This is a genomic window from Campylobacter concisus (assembly GCA_002092835.1).
Taxonomy (GTDB): domain Bacteria; phylum Campylobacterota; class Campylobacteria; order Campylobacterales; family Campylobacteraceae; genus Campylobacter_A; species Campylobacter_A concisus_K.
In genome coordinates, this window is record LVWL01000018.1 from 398,366 (window position 1) to 415,699 (window position 17,334).

The following is a 17,334-nucleotide window of genomic DNA, read 5'->3' on the forward strand; positions in this document are numbered from 1 at the left end:
ATGCCTTGTTAAAAGGCTATACTTTTCTTTCAAAATTACCACGAGGTAGATGCAATGTTAAATAGCTTATACTCAGGAAATCGTCTTAGGGTTGACTTCTCTAATGTCGTTAAAGAGATAGACGTTCCGAACCTACTACAACTACAAAAAAAGAGCTTTGATAATTTTTTAAATCTAAATAACAATCAAACAGAAAGCGGTATAGAAAAAGTTTTCAAATCAATCTTTCCAATACATGATCCGCAAAATCGTTTGACTTTAGAATATGTTGGCTCAGAAATTGGAAAACCAAAATATACGATCAGAGAGTGTATAGAAAGAGGTCTTACATACTCTGTAAATTTAAAGATGAAAATACGTCTTATCGTTCATGAGAAAGATGATAAGACAGGTGATAAAGTCGGTGTTAAAGATATAAAAGAACAAGAAATTTTTATACGCGAAATTCCACTAATGACTGATAGAATTTCATTTATTATAAATGGTGTTGAGCGTGTTGTTGTAAATCAACTCCATAGAAGCCCAGGTGTTATTTTTAAACAAGAAGAGAGCGCGACTGTTGCAAATAAATTAATTTATACAGCTCAAATAATACCTGATCGTGGTTCTTGGCTACATTTCGAATATGACACAAAAGATATTTTATATGTTAGGATAAATAAACGTAGAAAAGTACCAGTAACTATATTATTTAGGGCGCTTGGATATAAAAAACAAGACATTATTAAGTTGTTTTATCCGATACAAAATTTAATTATTAAAAATAACAAATTCTTAACTCTTTTTAATCCTGAAGATTATTTGGGAAGAGTTGAATATGATATAAAAAATGAAGATGGAGAAATTCTTCACCAAGCAGGCAAGCGTCTAACGAAGAAAAAAGCTGATAAGTTGATCGAGGATGGTGTAAAATTTGTTGAATACCCAGTTGAAGCACTTATTGGTAGATATTTGGCAAATCCTGTAATAAATATAGAGAGTGGAGAAATTTTATATGATACACTATCTGCTCTTGACGAGAATAAACTTGCAAAAATTTTAGCTGAGCATGAAAGTATTGAGATTATAAATAACTCTGCTGCTGGTGTTGATGATGCAATTATAAATTCTTTCATAGCTGACAACGATATGCTTAAGGTTTTAAAACAAACTGAGGGCGTGGATGATGAAAATGATCTTGCGGCTATTAGAATTTATAAGGTTATGAGACCAGGAGAGCCAGTTGTAAAAGAGGCTGCAAAGAGTTTTGTAAATGATATGCTATTTAACCCTGAGAGATACGATTTAACAAAAGTTGGTCGTATGAAAATGAACCATAAGCTCTCTCTTGATGTGCCAGAATACGTTACTTTACTAACAAGTGAAGATATCATAAAAACTGCAAAATATCTTATAAAGGTTAAAAACGGACAAGGTCACATTGATGATCGCGACCACCTTGGTAACCGCCGTATAAGGTCAATCGGTGAGCTACTCGCTAGCGAACTTCACCTTGGTTTTGTAAAGATGCAAAAGGCAATCCGCGACAAATTTACAAGCTTAAGCAATAATACTGAAGAGATTATGCCATATGACCTCATTAATCCAAAAATGATCACAGCTACAATTATGGAATTTTTCACAGGTGGACAGTTAAGCCAGTTTATGGATCAGACAAACCCACTTAGCGAAGTTACTCACAAGCGCCGTCTATCTGCGCTTGGCGAGGGTGGCTTAGTAAAAGAGCGTGCTGGCTTTGAGGTGCGTGACGTTCACCCAACCCACTACGGCAGAATTTGTCCAGTTGAGACTCCAGAAGGTCAAAATATTGGTCTTATCAATACACTTTCAACCTATGCAAAAGTAAATGACCTTGGCTTTGTTGAAGCACCTTACAAAAAAGTTGTAGATGGCAAAGTGACTGATGAGATAGTTTATTTAACCGCAACTCAAGAAGAGGGCAATGTTATAGCTCCAGCATCAACTAAACTTGATGAAAATGGACACATCGTTGAGGACTTGATTGAGGTTAGAAAAGATGGCGAGATGATGCTTGCCCGTAGAGAAGATGTTACTTTGATCGACCTTTGTTCTGGTATGATAGCTGGTGTTGCGGCTTCACTTATTCCATTCCTAGAGCATGATGATGCTAACCGTGCTCTCATGGGTTCAAACATGCAACGTCAGGCAGTGCCACTACTTCGCTCAACTGCTCCTATTGTTGGAACAGGTATGGAAAGTGTTATCGCAAGAGATGCATGGGAAAGCGTAAAAGCAAAACGTAGTGGTGTGGTTGAAAAGGTTGATAATAAAAATATATTCATTTTAGGCGAAGACGAAGCTGGTCCATATATCGATCACTACTCTTTGGAGAAAAATTTAAGAACAAACCAAAATACGACTTTTTCTCAACATCCGACAGTTAAAAAAGGTGATGAGATCGTTGCTGGTCAAATAATCGCTGACGGCCCAAGCATGGAAAAAGGCGAGCTAGCTATCGGTAAAAATGCACTAATTGCATTTATGCCTTGGAATGGCTATAACTACGAGGACGCGATCGTTATTAGTGAAAAAATGATACGTGAGGACGCCTTTACGAGCGTTCATATTTATGAAAAAGAGATCGAGGCTCGTGAGTTAAAAGACGGGGTTGAGGAGATAACAAAAGATATACCAAACGTCAAAGAAGAGGAGCTTATGCACCTTGATGAGAGCGGTATTGTCAAAATTGGTACAGAGATCAAGCCTGGTATGATCCTTGTTGGTAAGGTATCTCCAAAAGGTGAAGTTAAGCCAACTCCAGAAGAGAGGCTGCTACGCGCTATCTTTGGAGAAAAAGCTGGTCATGTCGTAAATAAATCGCTCTATGCTTCAGCTTCGATGGAAGGCGTGGTTGTTGATGTTAAAATTTTTACCAAAAAAGGCTATGAAAAAGATAGCAGAACAAATAAAGCCTATGAAGAGGAGAAGACACTTTTAGAAAAAGAACATCATGATAGACTGCTTATGTTAGACCGTGAAGAGATGCTAAAAGTTACAGCACTTCTTTCTAAAAATCCACTAGCAAGTGATCAAGAGGTAAATAAAAAAGAGTATAAGAAAGGCTCAAAGATCAATAAGACTGATCTTGAAAATATAAATAGGTTTACTCTAAATGCTATCGTTAAAAGCTTTTCAAAAGATATTCAAAAGAAATATGACGAGCTAAAGAATTACTTCCAAAATGAGAAGAAAAAGCTCAAAGAAGAGCACGACGCTAAGATAGAAATTTTAGAAAAAGATGATATTTTGCCAAGCGGTGTTGTAAAACTTGTAAAAGTTTATATAGCTACAAAACGCAAACTAAAAGTTGGCGATAAAATGGCTGGACGTCATGGAAACAAAGGTATCGTTTCAAATATAGTCAGAGAAGTCGATATGCCTTATCTTCCAAGTGGTCAGATCGTTGATATCGTGCTAAACCCACTTGGCGTTCCAAGCCGTATGAACATCGGTCAAATTTTAGAGAGCCACCTTGGTCTTGTTGGCTACCGCTTAGGTGAGCAGATCAATGAAATTTTTGAGACCAAAAAAGGCGAGTGGATAAAAGAGCTAAGAGCCAAGATGATAGAGATAGCAGGTGTTGCTAAGCTAATGGATGCTAAAAAAGCTCTTAGCAAGATGAGTGACGAGAAACTTCTTGAGTACGCAAAAGATTGGAGTAATGGCGTAAGATTTGCGACTCCGATTTTTGAAGGCGTTAAGGCTGACGAATTTGCAAAATTATTTGAGATGGCAAAGATAGATAGCGACGGTAAAACTGAACTATATGACGGACGCACAGGCTCAAAGATAAGAGAACGCGTTAATGTTGGTTGTATGTATATGCTAAAACTTCACCACTTGGTCGATGAAAAAGTTCACGCAAGAAGTACTGGACCATATACTTGTTACACAGCAACCTGTCGGCGGTAAGGCGCTATTTGGTGGTCAAAGGTTTGGTGAGATGGAGGTTTGGGCACTTGAGGCTTATGGTGCCGCTCATACACTAAGAGAGATGCTAACTGTAAAATCAGACGATGTTGAGGGAAGACTTTCTGCTTACAAAGCTTTAACAAGAGGTGAAAACGTTCCTGAGACTGGTATCCCTGAGACGTTCTTTGTTCTAACAAACGAGCTAAAATCACTAGCTCTTGATGTAGAAGTATATGATGAGGATGAGACAAATGAAACTAACTAATTTAAAACCAGTTGAGATAAAAGAAGAGCATAGACCTCGTGATTTTGAAGCTTTTCAACTTCGTTTAGCAAGTCCTGAGAAGATAAAATCTTGGAGTTATGGCGAAGTTAAAAAACCAGAAACTATCAACTATCGTACACTAAAACCTGAGCGTGATGGCTTGTTTTGTGCGAAAATTTTTGGACCTATCCGTGACTACGAGTGCCTTTGTGGCAAATATAAAAAGATGCGTTATAAGGGCATAAAATGCGAAAAGTGCGGTGTTGAAGTAACGACATCTAAAGTTCGCCGCTCTCGCATGGGTCATATCGAGCTTGTAACTCCAGTGGCTCATATTTGGTATGTAAATTTCTTGCCAAGCCGTATCGGTGCGCTTCTTGGTATTAAGATGAAAGATCTTGAGCGCGTACTTTACTATGAGGCATACATTGTTGATAATGCTGGTGAGGCTTATTACGACAATGAAAATTCTAAAAAAGTTGAAAAATATGACGTTTTAAATGAAGAGCAATACCAAAGCCTAGCTTCAAGATATGAAGAGAGCGGTTTTACGGCAAGAATGGGTGGCGAGGTCATCTATGATATGCTAGCTGAGCTTGATTTGATGCAAATCCTAAATCAGCTAAAAGAAGAGATGGAAGCTACAAATTCTGAAGCCAAGAAAAAGACTATCGTAAAACGCCTAAAAGTTATCGAGAGCTTTTTAAATTCAGGCAACCGCCCAGAGTGGATGATGATAACAAATTTACCAGTTCTTCCGCCTGATCTTAGACCGCTAGTTAGCCTTGATGGTGGTAAATTTGCCGTTTCAGACGTAAACGACCTATATCGTCGTGTAATAAATAGAAACAGCCGTCTAAAACGTCTACTTGAGCTTGATGCACCTGAGATCATTATCAGAAATGAAAAGAGAATGCTTCAAGAGGCCGTTGATGCACTATTTGATAATGGTCGCAGAGCAAATGCAGTAAAAGGTGCAAACAAGCGCCCGCTAAAATCACTAAGCGAGATCATTAAAGGTAAGCAAGGTCGCTTCCGCCAGAATTTGCTAGGTAAGCGTGTTGACTTCTCTGGACGTTCTGTTATCGTTGTTGGTCCAAAACTAAAGATGGATCAGTGCGGTCTTCCAAAGAAGATGGCTCTAGAGCTATTCAAGCCACATTTGCTTGCTCGTCTTGAAGAAAAAGGCTATGCAACAACTGTTAAGCAGGCTAAAAAGATGATAGAAGATAAAACAAATGAGGTTTGGGAGTGCCTAGAAGAGGTCGTTAAAGACTATCCAGTTATGCTAAACCGTGCTCCAACACTTCACAAACTTTCTATCCAGGCGTTTCACCCAGTACTTGTTGAGGGCAAGGCTATCCAACTTCACCCACTAGTTTGTGCGGCGTTCAACGCAGACTTTGACGGTGACCAAATGGCTGTTCATGTGCCACTATCTCAAGAGGCTATCGCTGAGTGTAAAATTTTGATGCTTAGCTCAATGAACATCTTACTTCCTGCAAGCGGTAAGGCTATCACGGTTCCTTCGCAAGATATGGTTTTGGGAATTTACTACCTAAGCTTGGAGAGAAATGAAGAAAAAGGTGCAAACAAAATTTTCTCAAGTGTCGATGAAGTAATGATCGCTGAAGAGGCTAATACACTTGGCCTTCATGCAAAAATTAAGACAATGGTTGATAATAAGATCATCTTTACGACAGCTGGTCGCTTGATCCTAAGAGCGATACTACCTGATTTTGTTCCTGATAATATGTGGAATAAGATCATGAAGAAAAAAGACATTGCAAATTTGGTTGATTATGTTTATAGAAATGGTGGCCTTGAAGTAACGGCCGATTTCCTTGATAAGCTTAAAAATTTAGGCTTTAGATATGCTACAAAAGCTGGAATTTCTATCTCTATCGCAGATATCATCGTCCCAGATAGCAAGCAAAAATATATCGACGAAGCTAAGAAAAAAGTTCGCGAAATTCAAAAGCAATATGGCGCTGGTCTTTTAACAGACAGTGAGAGATACAATAAGATCATCGATATCTGGACAGATACAAACAACAGCGTTGCAAGCGAGATGATGAAGCTTATCCAAAATGATAAAGGCGGATTTAACTCAATTTACATGATGGCTGACTCAGGCGCTAGAGGTAGTGCTGCGCAAATTCGCCAGCTAGCTGGTATGCGTGGTCTTATGGCAAAACCTGATGGTTCGATCATCGAAACGCCAATCATTTCGAACTTCCGTGAAGGTCTAAACATAATGGAGTACTTTAACTCTACCCACGGAGCTAGAAAAGGTCTTGCGGATACCGCTCTAAAAACAGCCAACGCCGGTTATTTAACAAGAAAACTAATCGATGTTGCTCAAAATGTTAAAGTCACAATGCATGACTGCGGTACGCACGAGGGTGTTGAAATTACAGATATTACAGAGAGTGGCGAGCTAATAGAAAGCCTTGAAGAAAGAGTATTAGGCCGTGTTTTAGCAGATGATGTGATCGATCCTATAACAAATGAAATTTTATTTAGCGAAGGCACGCTACTTGATGAAGAAAAAGCTAGAGCTATAACTGAGGCTGGTATAAAATCAGTAAGCATTAGAACACCTATCACGTGCAAAGCACCAAAAGGCGTTTGTGCAAAATGCTACGGCTTAAATTTGGGTGAAGGTAAACTTGTAAAACCAGGTGAAGCAGTTGGTATCATTTCAGCCCAATCTATCGGTGAGCCAGGTACGCAGCTAACACTAAGAACATTCCACATCGGTGGTACGGCTTCTACTGAACAACAAGATCGCCAAGTAATCGCTCAAAAAGAGGGATTCATCAGATATTATAACCTTAATACTTATGATAACGGTGATAAGAAGATCGTTGCAAATAGAAGAAGTGCGGCTGTGCTACTTGTTGAGCCAAAGATTAAATCAACGATTGACGGCAAAATAGAGATCGAATATGCCCACGAAGATGTAAATATCGTGATAAAAGGTAAAAAAGAAGAGGTTAAATATACAATTAGAAGAAACGATCTTGCTAAGCCAAATGAATTAGCTGGTGTTAGCGGAAAGATCGAAGGAAAGATGTATATACCTTATGTAAGTGGTGATAAAGTAAAAGAGAATGAAAGTATCGTTGAGATCATAAAAGAGGGTTGGAATATCCCAAATCGTATCCCATACGCTAGTGAACTTAAAATTTCAGACGGAGATCCTGTAACTCGTAAAATTTTAGCTGACGCAAATGGTGTGGTTAAATTTTTCATATTAAAGGGTGATTATCTTGATAGGGTTAAAGATATCAAAAAAGGTCACAAAGTAACTGAAAAAGGTTTCTTTGTAGTTGTTTCTGATAAAGATGGACGTGAAGCGGTTCGCCATTATATCCCAAGAAATTCTATCATTCAAGTTTCTGATAATGATGCAGTTGAGAGAGCGACAGTAGTCTCATTGCCTGAAAAAGATGATAAGTTGATTATTGCTGAGTGGGACCCATACTCAACTCCAACTATTGCTGAAGAAGCTGGTGTGGTTAGCTTTGAGGATATTGAGCCAGGATATAGTGCGACTGAGCAAGCAGATGAGGCGACTGGACAAAGACGTCTTGTTATCAATGAGTATTTGCCAAGCGGTGTAAAACCTGCGATTATTATCGCTACTAAAAAAGGAAATTTAATTAAGTATCCGCTTGATCCAAAAACTGCGATCTTTGTCTCAAGTGGTGATGAAGTAGCTCAGGCTGATATTTTGGCCAAGACCCCAAAAGCTGTTGCTAAGTCAAAAGATATTACTGGCGGTCTTCCAAGAGTTAGTGAGCTATTTGAAGCAAGACGCCCTAAAAATACAGCTATCGTTGCAGAGATTGATGGCGTGGTTAGATTTGACAAGCCACTTCGCTCAAAAGAGCGCATAATCATCCAAGCTGAAGATGGCACAACTGCTGAGTATTTGATCGAGAAAAGTCGTCAGATCCAAGTAAGAGATGGGGAATTTGTCCATGCTGGTGAGAAACTAACTGATGGGCTAATCTCAAGCCACGATATTTTAAGAATTCTTGGCGAAAAAGCGCTTCACTACTATTTGATTAGCGAGATTCAACAAGTTTATCGCCGCCAAGGTGTTGCGATCGCAGATAAACATATCGAGATCATCGTCTCTCAAATGCTTCGCCAAGTCAAAATCGTTGATAGTGGAAATACAAATTTCATCGTTGGCGATATGGTCTCAAGAAATAAATTTAAAGAAGAGAACGAACGTATCATGAACATGGGTGGTGAGCCAGCTATTGCTGAGCCGATCTTGTTAGGCGTTACAAGAGCAGCTATCGGAAGTGATAGTGTGATCTCTGCTGCATCGTTCCAAGAGACAACTAAAGTCTTAACAGAAGCATCGATTGCTGCTAAATTTGACTATCTTGAAGATCTAAAAGAGAACGTTATCCTAGGACGTATGATTCCGGTTGGAACTGGTTTTTATAAGGATAAAAAAGTAAAAATCAAAGAAAACTAATACTTCAAGCCCCTATTTTGGGGCTTAACCTCTTTATAAAATTAAGTCAATTAAAAATTTACAAGCTATTAACTATCACCTAATAAAATCCTTATCTTTAAATCACATCATGGAGAATTTATGAAAAATATTGATCTTGGACTTTTATTTATACGTTTAGGACTTGGTATCTGCCTTTTTATGCATGGTTTTGGTAAAATTTTACATGGACTTAGTGGGGTAAAAGGTATATTGGTAAATGCTGGTTTGCCTGGATTTTTGGCATATTTTTCTTACCTTGGAGAAGTCTTAGCGCCCATTATGTTAATTATTGGTTTTTACTCAAGGGTAGGAGCTATCCTAGTTTTAGGTACTAGTATTACTATTTTATACTCGTACTATGGATTTGCAAATTTATTTGCATTAAACGAGGTTAATGGCTTTAAATTAGAGCTTATTTACCTTTATATTGCTATTTCACTTTGTATTCTTTTGATAGGTAGCGGCAAATATGCTGTCAAGCAAGACTAATACAAAATAAAGACAGCAGAGTTTTTATAAAATCAAGAATTAGATGAGTAAGTCTAACTTATTAACCGTTATTTAAGTTTATTTTAAATAAAATTAGGTCTTTTTAATAAATTTAGTTGAAAGGAATTATTGTGCCAACCATAAATCAATTGGTCAGAAAAGAACGCAAGAAAGTGACTGTTAAGTCAAAATCTCCAGCGTTAAAAGAGTGCCCTCAAAGAAGAGGAGTTTGCACTAGGGTTTATACTACAACTCCTAAAAAACCAAACTCAGCTTTGAGGAAAGTTGCCAAAGTCAGGCTAACAAGCGGTTTTGAGGTCATCAGCTATATCGGTGGTGAAGGTCATAACCTACAAGAACACAGTATCGTTTTAGTTCGCGGCGGTAGGGTTAAAGACTTACCAGGTGTTAAATATCACATCGTTCGTGGTGCACTTGATACTGCTGGTGTTGCAAAGAGAACAGTTTCTCGTTCTAAATATGGTGCGAAACGCCCTAAAGCTGGTGCTGCAGCTGCAACAAAAAAGTAAAAATTTAGGTTCGCAGACGTTGCTAAAATTTGCAAACGTTTGAGTAAAATTTCATAAAAATTTGAAGGAAAGATCAAAATGAGAAGAAGAAAAGCCCCTGTAAGGGAAATCTTACCTGATCCGATTTACGGAAATAAAATAATCACTAAATTTATTAATTCTCTTATGTATGATGGCAAAAAAAGCGTCGCTACTGAGATAATGTATGGTGCTATTAAAGCCATAGAAAAGAAAAATGCTGAGGTTAAAGGCATCGACGTTTTTAACGATGCTATTGAAAATGTAAAACCTATTCTAGAAGTTAAATCACGCCGTGTTGGTGGTGCTACCTATCAAGTACCAGTTGAGGTTCGCCCAGCTCGCCAACAAGCTCTTGCTATCCGTTGGCTTATAACTTACGCTAGAAAAAGAAGCGAAAGAACTATGATAGATAAACTAGCGAATGAGCTCTTAGATGCGGCAAACTCAAAAGGTGCATCTTTCAAGAAGAAGGAAGATACTTACAAGATGGCAGAGGCTAATAAAGCATTTGCTCACTACCGCTGGTAAGAAAGAATTAATATGGCAGAGAGAAAAACGCCTTTACATAAGGTAAGAAATATCGGTATTGCAGCTCACATTGATGCTGGAAAGACAACTACTAGTGAGAGAATTTTATTCTTTACTGGCATGAGCCATAAAATAGGTGAGGTTCATGATGGTGCTGCTACCATGGATTGGATGGAACAAGAAAAAGAGCGTGGTATTACTATTACTTCAGCTGCAACTACGGCATTTTGGAAGGGTTATCAAATAAACTTAATTGACACTCCGGGACACGTTGACTTTACTATCGAAGTTGAGCGTTCTATGCGTGTTCTTGACGGTGCTGTTTCAGTATTTTGTTCTGTTGGTGGTGTTCAACCACAATCAGAAACTGTTTGGAGACAAGCAAATAAGTATCACGTACCAAGAATCGTTTTTGTTAATAAAATGGATAGAATCGGTGCAAATTTCTTTAGAGTTGAAGAGCAGATCAGGGAAAGACTAAAAGCAAACCCAATACCTATTCAAATTCCTATAGGTGCCGAGGATAACTTTAGAGGTGTAGTTGACCTTGTAAGAATGAAAGCTTACGTTTGGAATGATGAGAAAAAGCCAACTGACTATGTTGAAGAAGAAATTCCAGCTGAAGTTAAAGATAAGGCAGAAGAATATCGTGCGAAATTAATCGAAGCTGTTTCAGAAACAGATGATAGCTTGATGGAGAAATTTTTTGCTGGTGAAGATCTAAGTGAAGAAGAGATCAAAAAAGGCATAAAAGCAGGCTGCTTGAGAATGACTATCACGCCTATGCTTTGTGGAACTGCGTTTAAAAACAAAGGAATTCAACCTCTACTTGATGCTGTTGTTGACTACTTGCCAGCTCCAGATGAAATTGAAGCTATTAAGGGTGTATATGAAGATGGCACCGAAGTAACTGTTGAAAGTACTGATAATGGTGAATTTGCAGCTCTTGCATTTAAGATTATGACTGACCCATTTGTCGGACAGCTAACATTTATCCGTGTTTATAGAGGAAGCCTTGAAAGTGGTAGCTATGCTTACAACACAGTTCAAGACTGCAAAGAGAGAATCGGTCGTTTGCTAAAAATGCACTCAAATAAACGTGAAGAGATTACTGAGCTTTTTGCTGGTGAGATCGGCGCTGTTGTTGGTCTAAAAAATACTCTAACAGGTGATACTCTAGCTAGCGAGAAAGATAAAGTTATCCTTGAAAGAATGGACTTTCCAGAACCAGTTATTAGTGTTGCAGTTGAGCCAAAAACAAAAGCAGACCAGGAAAAAATGGCAATAGCGCTTCAAAAACTAGCTCAAGAAGATCCAAGTTTTAGAGTTAGCACAGACGAAGAGAGTGGTCAAACTATTATTAGCGGTATGGGTGAACTTCACTTAGAGATTATAGTTGATCGTATGCTTCGTGAATTTAAAGTTGATGCTGAAGTTGGACAACCACAAGTTGCTTATCGTGAAACTATTCGTAAGACAGTTGAGCAAGAGTATAAGTATGCTAAACAATCAGGCGGTCGTGGTCAATACGGTCACGTATTTTTACGTATTGAACCGCTTCCAGCTGCTAGTGGATTTGAGTTTGTTAATGATATCAAAGGTGGTGTTGTTCCAAAAGAATATATTCCAGCTGTTGAAAAAGGCTGCAAAGAGGCACTTCAAAGCGGTGTTCTTGCTGGTTACCCAGTTGAAGACGTTAAAGTCACACTATTTGATGGTAGCTACCATGAAGTTGACTCGTCTGAAATGGCATTTAAGCTTGCTGCTTCAATGGGCTTTAAGGAAGGTGCTAGAAAAGCAGGTGCTGTTATTCTTGAGCCTATGATGAAGGTTGAAGTAGAAACTCCAGAAGAGTATATGGGTGATGTTATAGGCGACCTTAATAAACGCCGTGGTCAAGTAAATTCAATGGATGATAGAAATGGTGTGAAGATCATTGCAGCTTATTGTCCATTAGCTCAAATGTTTGGCTATTCAACAGATCTTCGCTCGATGACTCAAGGCCGTGCAACTTATTCAATGGAATTCGATCACTACGAAGAAGTTCCTAAAAACGTAAGTGATGAGATTATTAAAAAAAGAAATGGCTAATTAACCAAAGAAGGGCAGAGCAATCTGTCCTTTAAAAATTAAATTCTTATAAAATCTATCTACAAAATATATGAATTGTCCTCATAGCTCAGCTGGATAGAGCGTAGAATTCCTAATTCTAAGGCCACAGGTTCGAACCCTGTTGGGGACACCATTATATAATCATCTTTATAAAATACAAAATACTCAAACAAGTATATACTAAAACGTACAATTAAGATATAGCAATTTATAAAAATGCTCTTATGCTGATCAGTATAATAGAGTAAAAGAAAAAATGCAAAGAATGGACTTTATAAAAAAGATTACAAGTGATATGCAAATAAGATCACTAATATCAAAGAGAAATTTTATAAAAAGCATAATGGTAAATGACTATTTTTTTATCAATCTAGTCGGTTTATCTATAGATGTATTTGTAGTAGATTTAGTTTTTTATTAACACGTCATATTATTAATTTTTATCTAAACTAATAAATTTTATCAACAAAAATTTTTATATATTTAATAATCCATGCTAACATTTCAAAAATTTGTTTAAGGAGAGTAGATGAAAAAAATTTTACTTTTAGGAGCCGTTTGTTGTATGTTGTCAGCTGATGTCAAAACTGTTAGTATAAGTCCAGATGAGATCAAAAAATATGATCAGATTATCGATATTAGAACTCCATCTGAGTGGCAAGAGACTGGCATTATAACTGGTGCGAAGACCATTACTTTTGATCCAAGCGACAAGAGTGCATTTTTAGATGAGCTTTCAAAGGCGGTTGATATCAAAAAGCCTATCGCACTTGTTTGTAGAAGTGGCAGAAGAAGCACGGCGGCAGCTGCAGCGATAGATAGCTCAGATCTTAAGATAATAAATTTGGATGGAGGTATGAGCAGTTTGATCGAGCAAGGCTATAAAACTACACCTTATAAAAAATAGACAAATCTCTAAATTCTACATTTGACTACAAGATAAATTTATTTTGTAGTCAAAATTTATACTAAATAATAAAATTTATTGTTTGATTAACCAGTGATTAACTCTAACTACATATAATTTCATCACATTTAAACAATAAAAAGGAGACAAAAATGTCAAAAGTTATTTTACAGTTAAACACAATTCAGGCTGATGCGAATGCACTTTACATTAAATTTCACGATCTTCACTGGAATGTAAAAGGTATTCAATTTTTTAGCGTCCATGAATACACAGAAAAAGCTTATGAAGATATGAGTGATATATTTGATGCAGTTGCAGAAAGAGCTCTTATGCTTGGCGGCAGACCTATCGCAAAGGCTGAGGAGCTAGCAAAAGTCGCTCACATCAAGCATGAGCCAAAAGAGAGCTACACTCCAACTGAAGTTTTGGATATTGTTTTGGCTGATTACAAGCACCTTTTGGGCGAGTTTAAAAAACTTGATGAGCTTGCAGAGGGCGACACAACAACTCAAATGTATGCGCAAGATCAAATAGCTAAATTTGAAAAAGCCATCTGGAGCTAAACGCAACACTTGGCAAATAATTACAGCGGGAGCTCTCCCGCTTTATCCTAAATAAATTCTACTTTTTGGCGATATAGTTTTTATAAACTTAGAGGAGCCAAATATGCAAATCAGTCAAATCGTAAGCTCATACAACACTTCAAGCGTAAAAGAAAATATAAAATCAGAAATTTCACTTCACAAAGATGAAAAAGAGGTTTCTAAAAAGCAGCCTGAGGTTTCAAATTTAAGCGCAAAAGAGATATCAAATAGCTATTTTTTGCAGTATCAAAAAGATATTACTCAAAATGCTAGTTCAAATTTACTAGCACAAGGCGGTCTAAGCTTTAACGTACCTGAAAATTTATCAGAAATTTTATCAGGCCTTGATCTTACAAGTATCGGCTATAACGGTAAATCTTTAAACGAGCTAACTAGTGACGAGGCAAATGATCTTATTAGCGAGAATGGATTTTTTGGTATCGCAAATACGGCTGATAGGATAGCTAGCTTTGTGCTAAATGGCGCAGGAGATGATATCGAGAAGCTAAAAGCTGGTAGAGAAGGCGCGGCAAAGGGTTTTGAGGATGCGAAGAAAATTTGGGGAGGTGAGCTTCCTGAAATTTCACAAAAGACTATTGAAAAGACCCTTGAGACACTTGATAAAAAGATCGCCGAGCTTGGCGGTAACGTTTTAAATGTTTCAGCTTAACTATCTTAGGCAGGCTCGCCTAAGATAAATTTATATGATCGTGTATATAAATTTAGATACGAGCCTTTAATTTCCCGCAAAATTTATTTAATCTTAAAAGTTATACTTCGCCGTTTTACACTAAGGATAAGAGATGAAAGCTAAAATTTTACTTCCACTGACAACTACTATCATGTTTTTGGGTTGCTCATTTTTTGAGGATAACCCACCAGTACGAAAACAGCCAAGACAGGTCATGCAAAATACACCAGTAAAAAGCTCGATTAAAGGTTTTATAAAAGAGGTTACTTATAAAGATTCAAAATACTGCTATGAAATAGTGGCGAGCGATACAAAAAATCACAAACTCAATAAAGCAAATTTTTGTGCAAATAGATACTATTATGATAAAGGTGACTTGGTCTATGCGACCTTTTATGCAGATAAACTTATAGATATGTTGCTTATAAAAGAGGGTGGCTCTAGTGGCTTATATAATGGTATAAAAAAGCCACAAAATGAAGTGATTATTAAAAGAAAAAATGTAAAAACAAATATAGAAGTGCCAAAAGAGGAAAAAATTTCTTTTTAATTACCGTTGATTTACTGCTTGCTTATATAATTTCAACAGCAATCAAAACTAGAACTCCTTTTAAGGGGCAAAGCAACAGCCCCTTTTTCTTTTTACTTCTTTAAAATTTTGTCCTTGTTTTATTTAAAATTATCAACTTTTATCTATTTTTGATTAATTACGGTAAACGATCGGTAACTGAAATTAAAAATTTTAAGCTTCATGTTAAATTTTATTGATTATAATCGTCAGCACAAAACCTTAAAAGGAGAAAAAATGAAACTAACAAAAATTAGTTTAGCCGCTTTGGTTGCTTTAGGTGCATTTTCAAGCGTAGCAAGTGCTACTCCACTTGAAGAAGCTATAAAAAATGTAGATCTTTCAGGATTTGCAAGATATAGATATACAAACGATAAAAAACACGGTGAGTTTTCTAATACAAAATCAGAGTCTGGCTCAAAAGCTGGTCATCAATTTAAAGCAGTAACAAATTTTAAAGCTGCTATCGATGATAACTTCTTTGGTGTTATTGGTTTAAGATATAACGCTACTGATAAATCTGGTGATAATACTCAGGGCAATCAAGGTTCTAGAGGCACTGGTACAGATAAAACAAATACAACCAATGCCTTTGAAGTTCATCAGTTCTATCTTGGTTATAAAGCCGGAAACACTACTATAACAGCTGGTAAGCAAGAGATTGGCTCGTTCTTTACAGATGATGCTATCGCTACTGGTGTAAGAGTAGTAAATGAAGATGTTGAAGGACTAACACTTACTGCTTTAGCTTTTGATGCAATTGAGGGTGATAGTGTTGAGAGTGATGGAGATCTATATGTAAATACTGGTTACTTAAATATTTATGATGTTGGTAATCTATATGCAGCTGGTATCGCTGGTTCATATGACCCTATCAATTTCCAACTATGGTATGCTAGCCTAACAAATCTAGCTGATCTACTTGCAGCTGATGTTTCAGCAAATTTTGCTATTAATGATGATATTAGCTTGGGCGGTAGAGTTAACTATATAAATACTACTGTAGATAAAAGCGCAAAAGCACATCTTTCTAAAGATATAGATGAATCTAATGGCGTTGCAAACTATAATGATGGTAATTTCTATGCTGGCGAACTTACAGCTTCACTATTTGGCTTTGATTTGAGAGCTGGTTATATGGGTTGGAAAGTTGATAATAAAGGCGTAACATCATTTGCTCTTGAAGATAAAGGTAGTCTAATAGATGTTGGTGAGCTTACACTTGATCCAACTTGGGCTGATGGAAAAGCAAACCTAGTATATGGAACAGCTGGATATACATTTGATAAATTTACAGTTGGTGTTGATTACATAAAAGGTCACATTAAACACGCTGCAGCTGCTGGCGAAAATGGCAAAGAAAAAGTTGAAGAGGTTACTCCAAGATTTGCATATGAGTATAGCAAAAAGCTAACATTTAGCTCATACTATGCATTCAAAACTTCAAAATTTGCTGATGAGGCTAAAAACAAAGAAGATCAATTCAGATTTGAAGCTAAATACTCATTCTAATCGTAGCTCATTAATCAACTTATGATATAATCCCAGGTCGGAGCAATCTGATCCGGGATTTTTAAATTTAGAGCAAAATTTCAAGGAAAGTTATGAAAAGTATTAAAATTTCTTTTTTGGCGTGTTTTTTGGTGGCAAATGCCTTTGCAGCTTCACAAGTCTACTATATAGAAGCTCGTGGTGAGTTTGGTAAAGAACTTGCTGAAATGGCAAAAAAGCAGGCTAATGATAGAAATGAAAAAGTAAATGTCTATGTCGATGAAGATCCAAGACGCTATAAAGATAATAGAATTTTAAAATTGGGCGTTGATAGAAAGGGCAGATATAGTGTTTCTTTGGGTAAGGAGCTTTATGAAAAGCAATGTGCTAGCTGTCATGGCGAGAATGCTGATAAAAGGCCATTTGGTTCAACACCTCTAAAAAATATGGATGCTAAGGATATTGAAGATAGCATCATCTCTTATAGAAGCGACTCAAGTTTTGGTGGAAGCGGTAAAAATGTAATGCAAAACCAAGCCAAAATTCTTTCAAATAATGACCTTGGTGCGATTCTTGCCTATCTAAAAGGTAAAGATGCATTTGCTGAACAAGACGCAAATGAAAACAAACCAGTCTCTACTCAAACAAAGCAAGGCAGTTATTTAAGATAAGTTTTACTTTGATAGCTTT

The 17,334-nt window shown here is 37.0% G+C and carries 11 protein-coding genes, 1 tRNA gene and 1 pseudogene; all 13 read left to right on the top strand.

Features of this window, described 5'->3' with window-relative positions; genetic code table 11:
- Positions 1-54: 54 nt before the first annotated feature.
- Positions 55-4,198, top strand: a pseudogene (locus tag A3835_03855) (DNA-directed RNA polymerase subunit beta).
- Complete coding sequence (locus A3835_03860; GenBank protein ID ORI08663.1) at positions 4,185-8,699, top strand: DNA-directed RNA polymerase subunit beta'; 4,515 nt, start codon at positions 4,185-4,187, stop codon at positions 8,697-8,699. The pseudogene A3835_03855 and the gene A3835_03860 overlap by 14 nt, the downstream one beginning before the upstream one ends.
- Before the next feature lie 120 nt (positions 8,700-8,819).
- Complete coding sequence (locus A3835_03865; GenBank protein ORI08664.1) at positions 8,820-9,209, top strand: hypothetical protein; 390 nt, start codon at positions 8,820-8,822, stop codon at positions 9,207-9,209.
- Positions 9,210-9,340: 131 nt separating this feature from the next.
- The gene (locus A3835_03870; protein ORI08665.1) at positions 9,341-9,739 is read left to right on the top strand and encodes a 30S ribosomal protein S12; all 399 of its coding nucleotides are present in this window, start codon (positions 9,341-9,343) and stop codon (positions 9,737-9,739) included.
- Between the two features lie 78 nt (positions 9,740-9,817).
- Positions 9,818-10,288 (top strand): 30S ribosomal protein S7, encoded by a 471-nt coding sequence (locus tag A3835_03875; protein ORI08666.1) that lies wholly within the window; start codon positions 9,818-9,820, stop codon positions 10,286-10,288.
- A 12-nt stretch (positions 10,289-10,300) separates the two neighbouring features.
- Positions 10,301-12,379, top strand: coding sequence for an elongation factor G (gene fusA / locus A3835_03880; GenBank protein ORI08667.1), 2,079 nt, complete (start codon positions 10,301-10,303; stop codon positions 12,377-12,379).
- 77 nt (positions 12,380-12,456) lie between these two features.
- Positions 12,457-12,533, top strand: a tRNA-Arg gene (locus tag A3835_03885).
- Between the two features lie 396 nt (positions 12,534-12,929).
- A complete protein-coding gene (locus A3835_03890) occupies positions 12,930-13,307 on the top strand; it encodes a thiosulfate sulfurtransferase (protein ORI08668.1) in 378 nt (125 codons plus the stop codon).
- A 152-nt stretch (positions 13,308-13,459) separates the two neighbouring features.
- A complete protein-coding gene (locus A3835_03895; protein ORI08669.1) occupies positions 13,460-13,873 on the top strand; it encodes a DNA starvation/stationary phase protection protein in 414 nt (137 codons plus the stop codon).
- 103 nt (positions 13,874-13,976) lie between these two features.
- A complete protein-coding gene (locus A3835_03900; protein ORI08670.1) occupies positions 13,977-14,564 on the top strand; it encodes a hydrogenase-4 component G in 588 nt (195 codons plus the stop codon).
- Between the two features lie 133 nt (positions 14,565-14,697).
- Positions 14,698-15,135, top strand: a complete 438-nt coding sequence (locus tag A3835_03905; GenBank protein ID ORI08671.1) for a hypothetical protein — start codon at positions 14,698-14,700, stop codon at positions 15,133-15,135.
- A 255-nt stretch (positions 15,136-15,390) separates the two neighbouring features.
- Positions 15,391-16,665, top strand: a complete 1,275-nt coding sequence (locus tag A3835_03910) for a hypothetical protein (protein ORI08672.1) — start codon at positions 15,391-15,393, stop codon at positions 16,663-16,665.
- A 92-nt stretch (positions 16,666-16,757) separates the two neighbouring features.
- Entirely contained in the window at positions 16,758-17,315 is a 558-nt protein-coding gene (locus tag A3835_03915; GenBank protein ORI08673.1) for a cytochrome C, read from the top strand.
- Positions 17,316-17,334: the final 19 nt, after the last annotated feature.

Coding starts and splice junctions, on each gene's coding strand:
- A3835_03860 (ORI08663.1), top strand. CDS start 4,185: ATGAAACTAACTAATTTAAAACCAGTTGAGATAAAAGAAGAGCATAGA.
- A3835_03865 (ORI08664.1), top strand. CDS start 8,820: ATGAAAAATATTGATCTTGGACTTTTATTTATACGTTTAGGACTTGGT.
- A3835_03875 (ORI08666.1), top strand. CDS start 9,818: ATGAGAAGAAGAAAAGCCCCTGTAAGGGAAATCTTACCTGATCCGATT.
- fusA (ORI08667.1), top strand. CDS start 10,301: ATGGCAGAGAGAAAAACGCCTTTACATAAGGTAAGAAATATCGGTATT.
- A3835_03890 (ORI08668.1), top strand. CDS start 12,930: ATGAAAAAAATTTTACTTTTAGGAGCCGTTTGTTGTATGTTGTCAGCT.
- A3835_03895 (ORI08669.1), top strand. CDS start 13,460: ATGTCAAAAGTTATTTTACAGTTAAACACAATTCAGGCTGATGCGAAT.
- A3835_03900 (ORI08670.1), top strand. CDS start 13,977: ATGCAAATCAGTCAAATCGTAAGCTCATACAACACTTCAAGCGTAAAA.
- A3835_03905 (ORI08671.1), top strand. CDS start 14,698: ATGAAAGCTAAAATTTTACTTCCACTGACAACTACTATCATGTTTTTG.
- A3835_03910 (ORI08672.1), top strand. CDS start 15,391: ATGAAACTAACAAAAATTAGTTTAGCCGCTTTGGTTGCTTTAGGTGCA.
- A3835_03915 (ORI08673.1), top strand. CDS start 16,758: ATGAAAAGTATTAAAATTTCTTTTTTGGCGTGTTTTTTGGTGGCAAAT.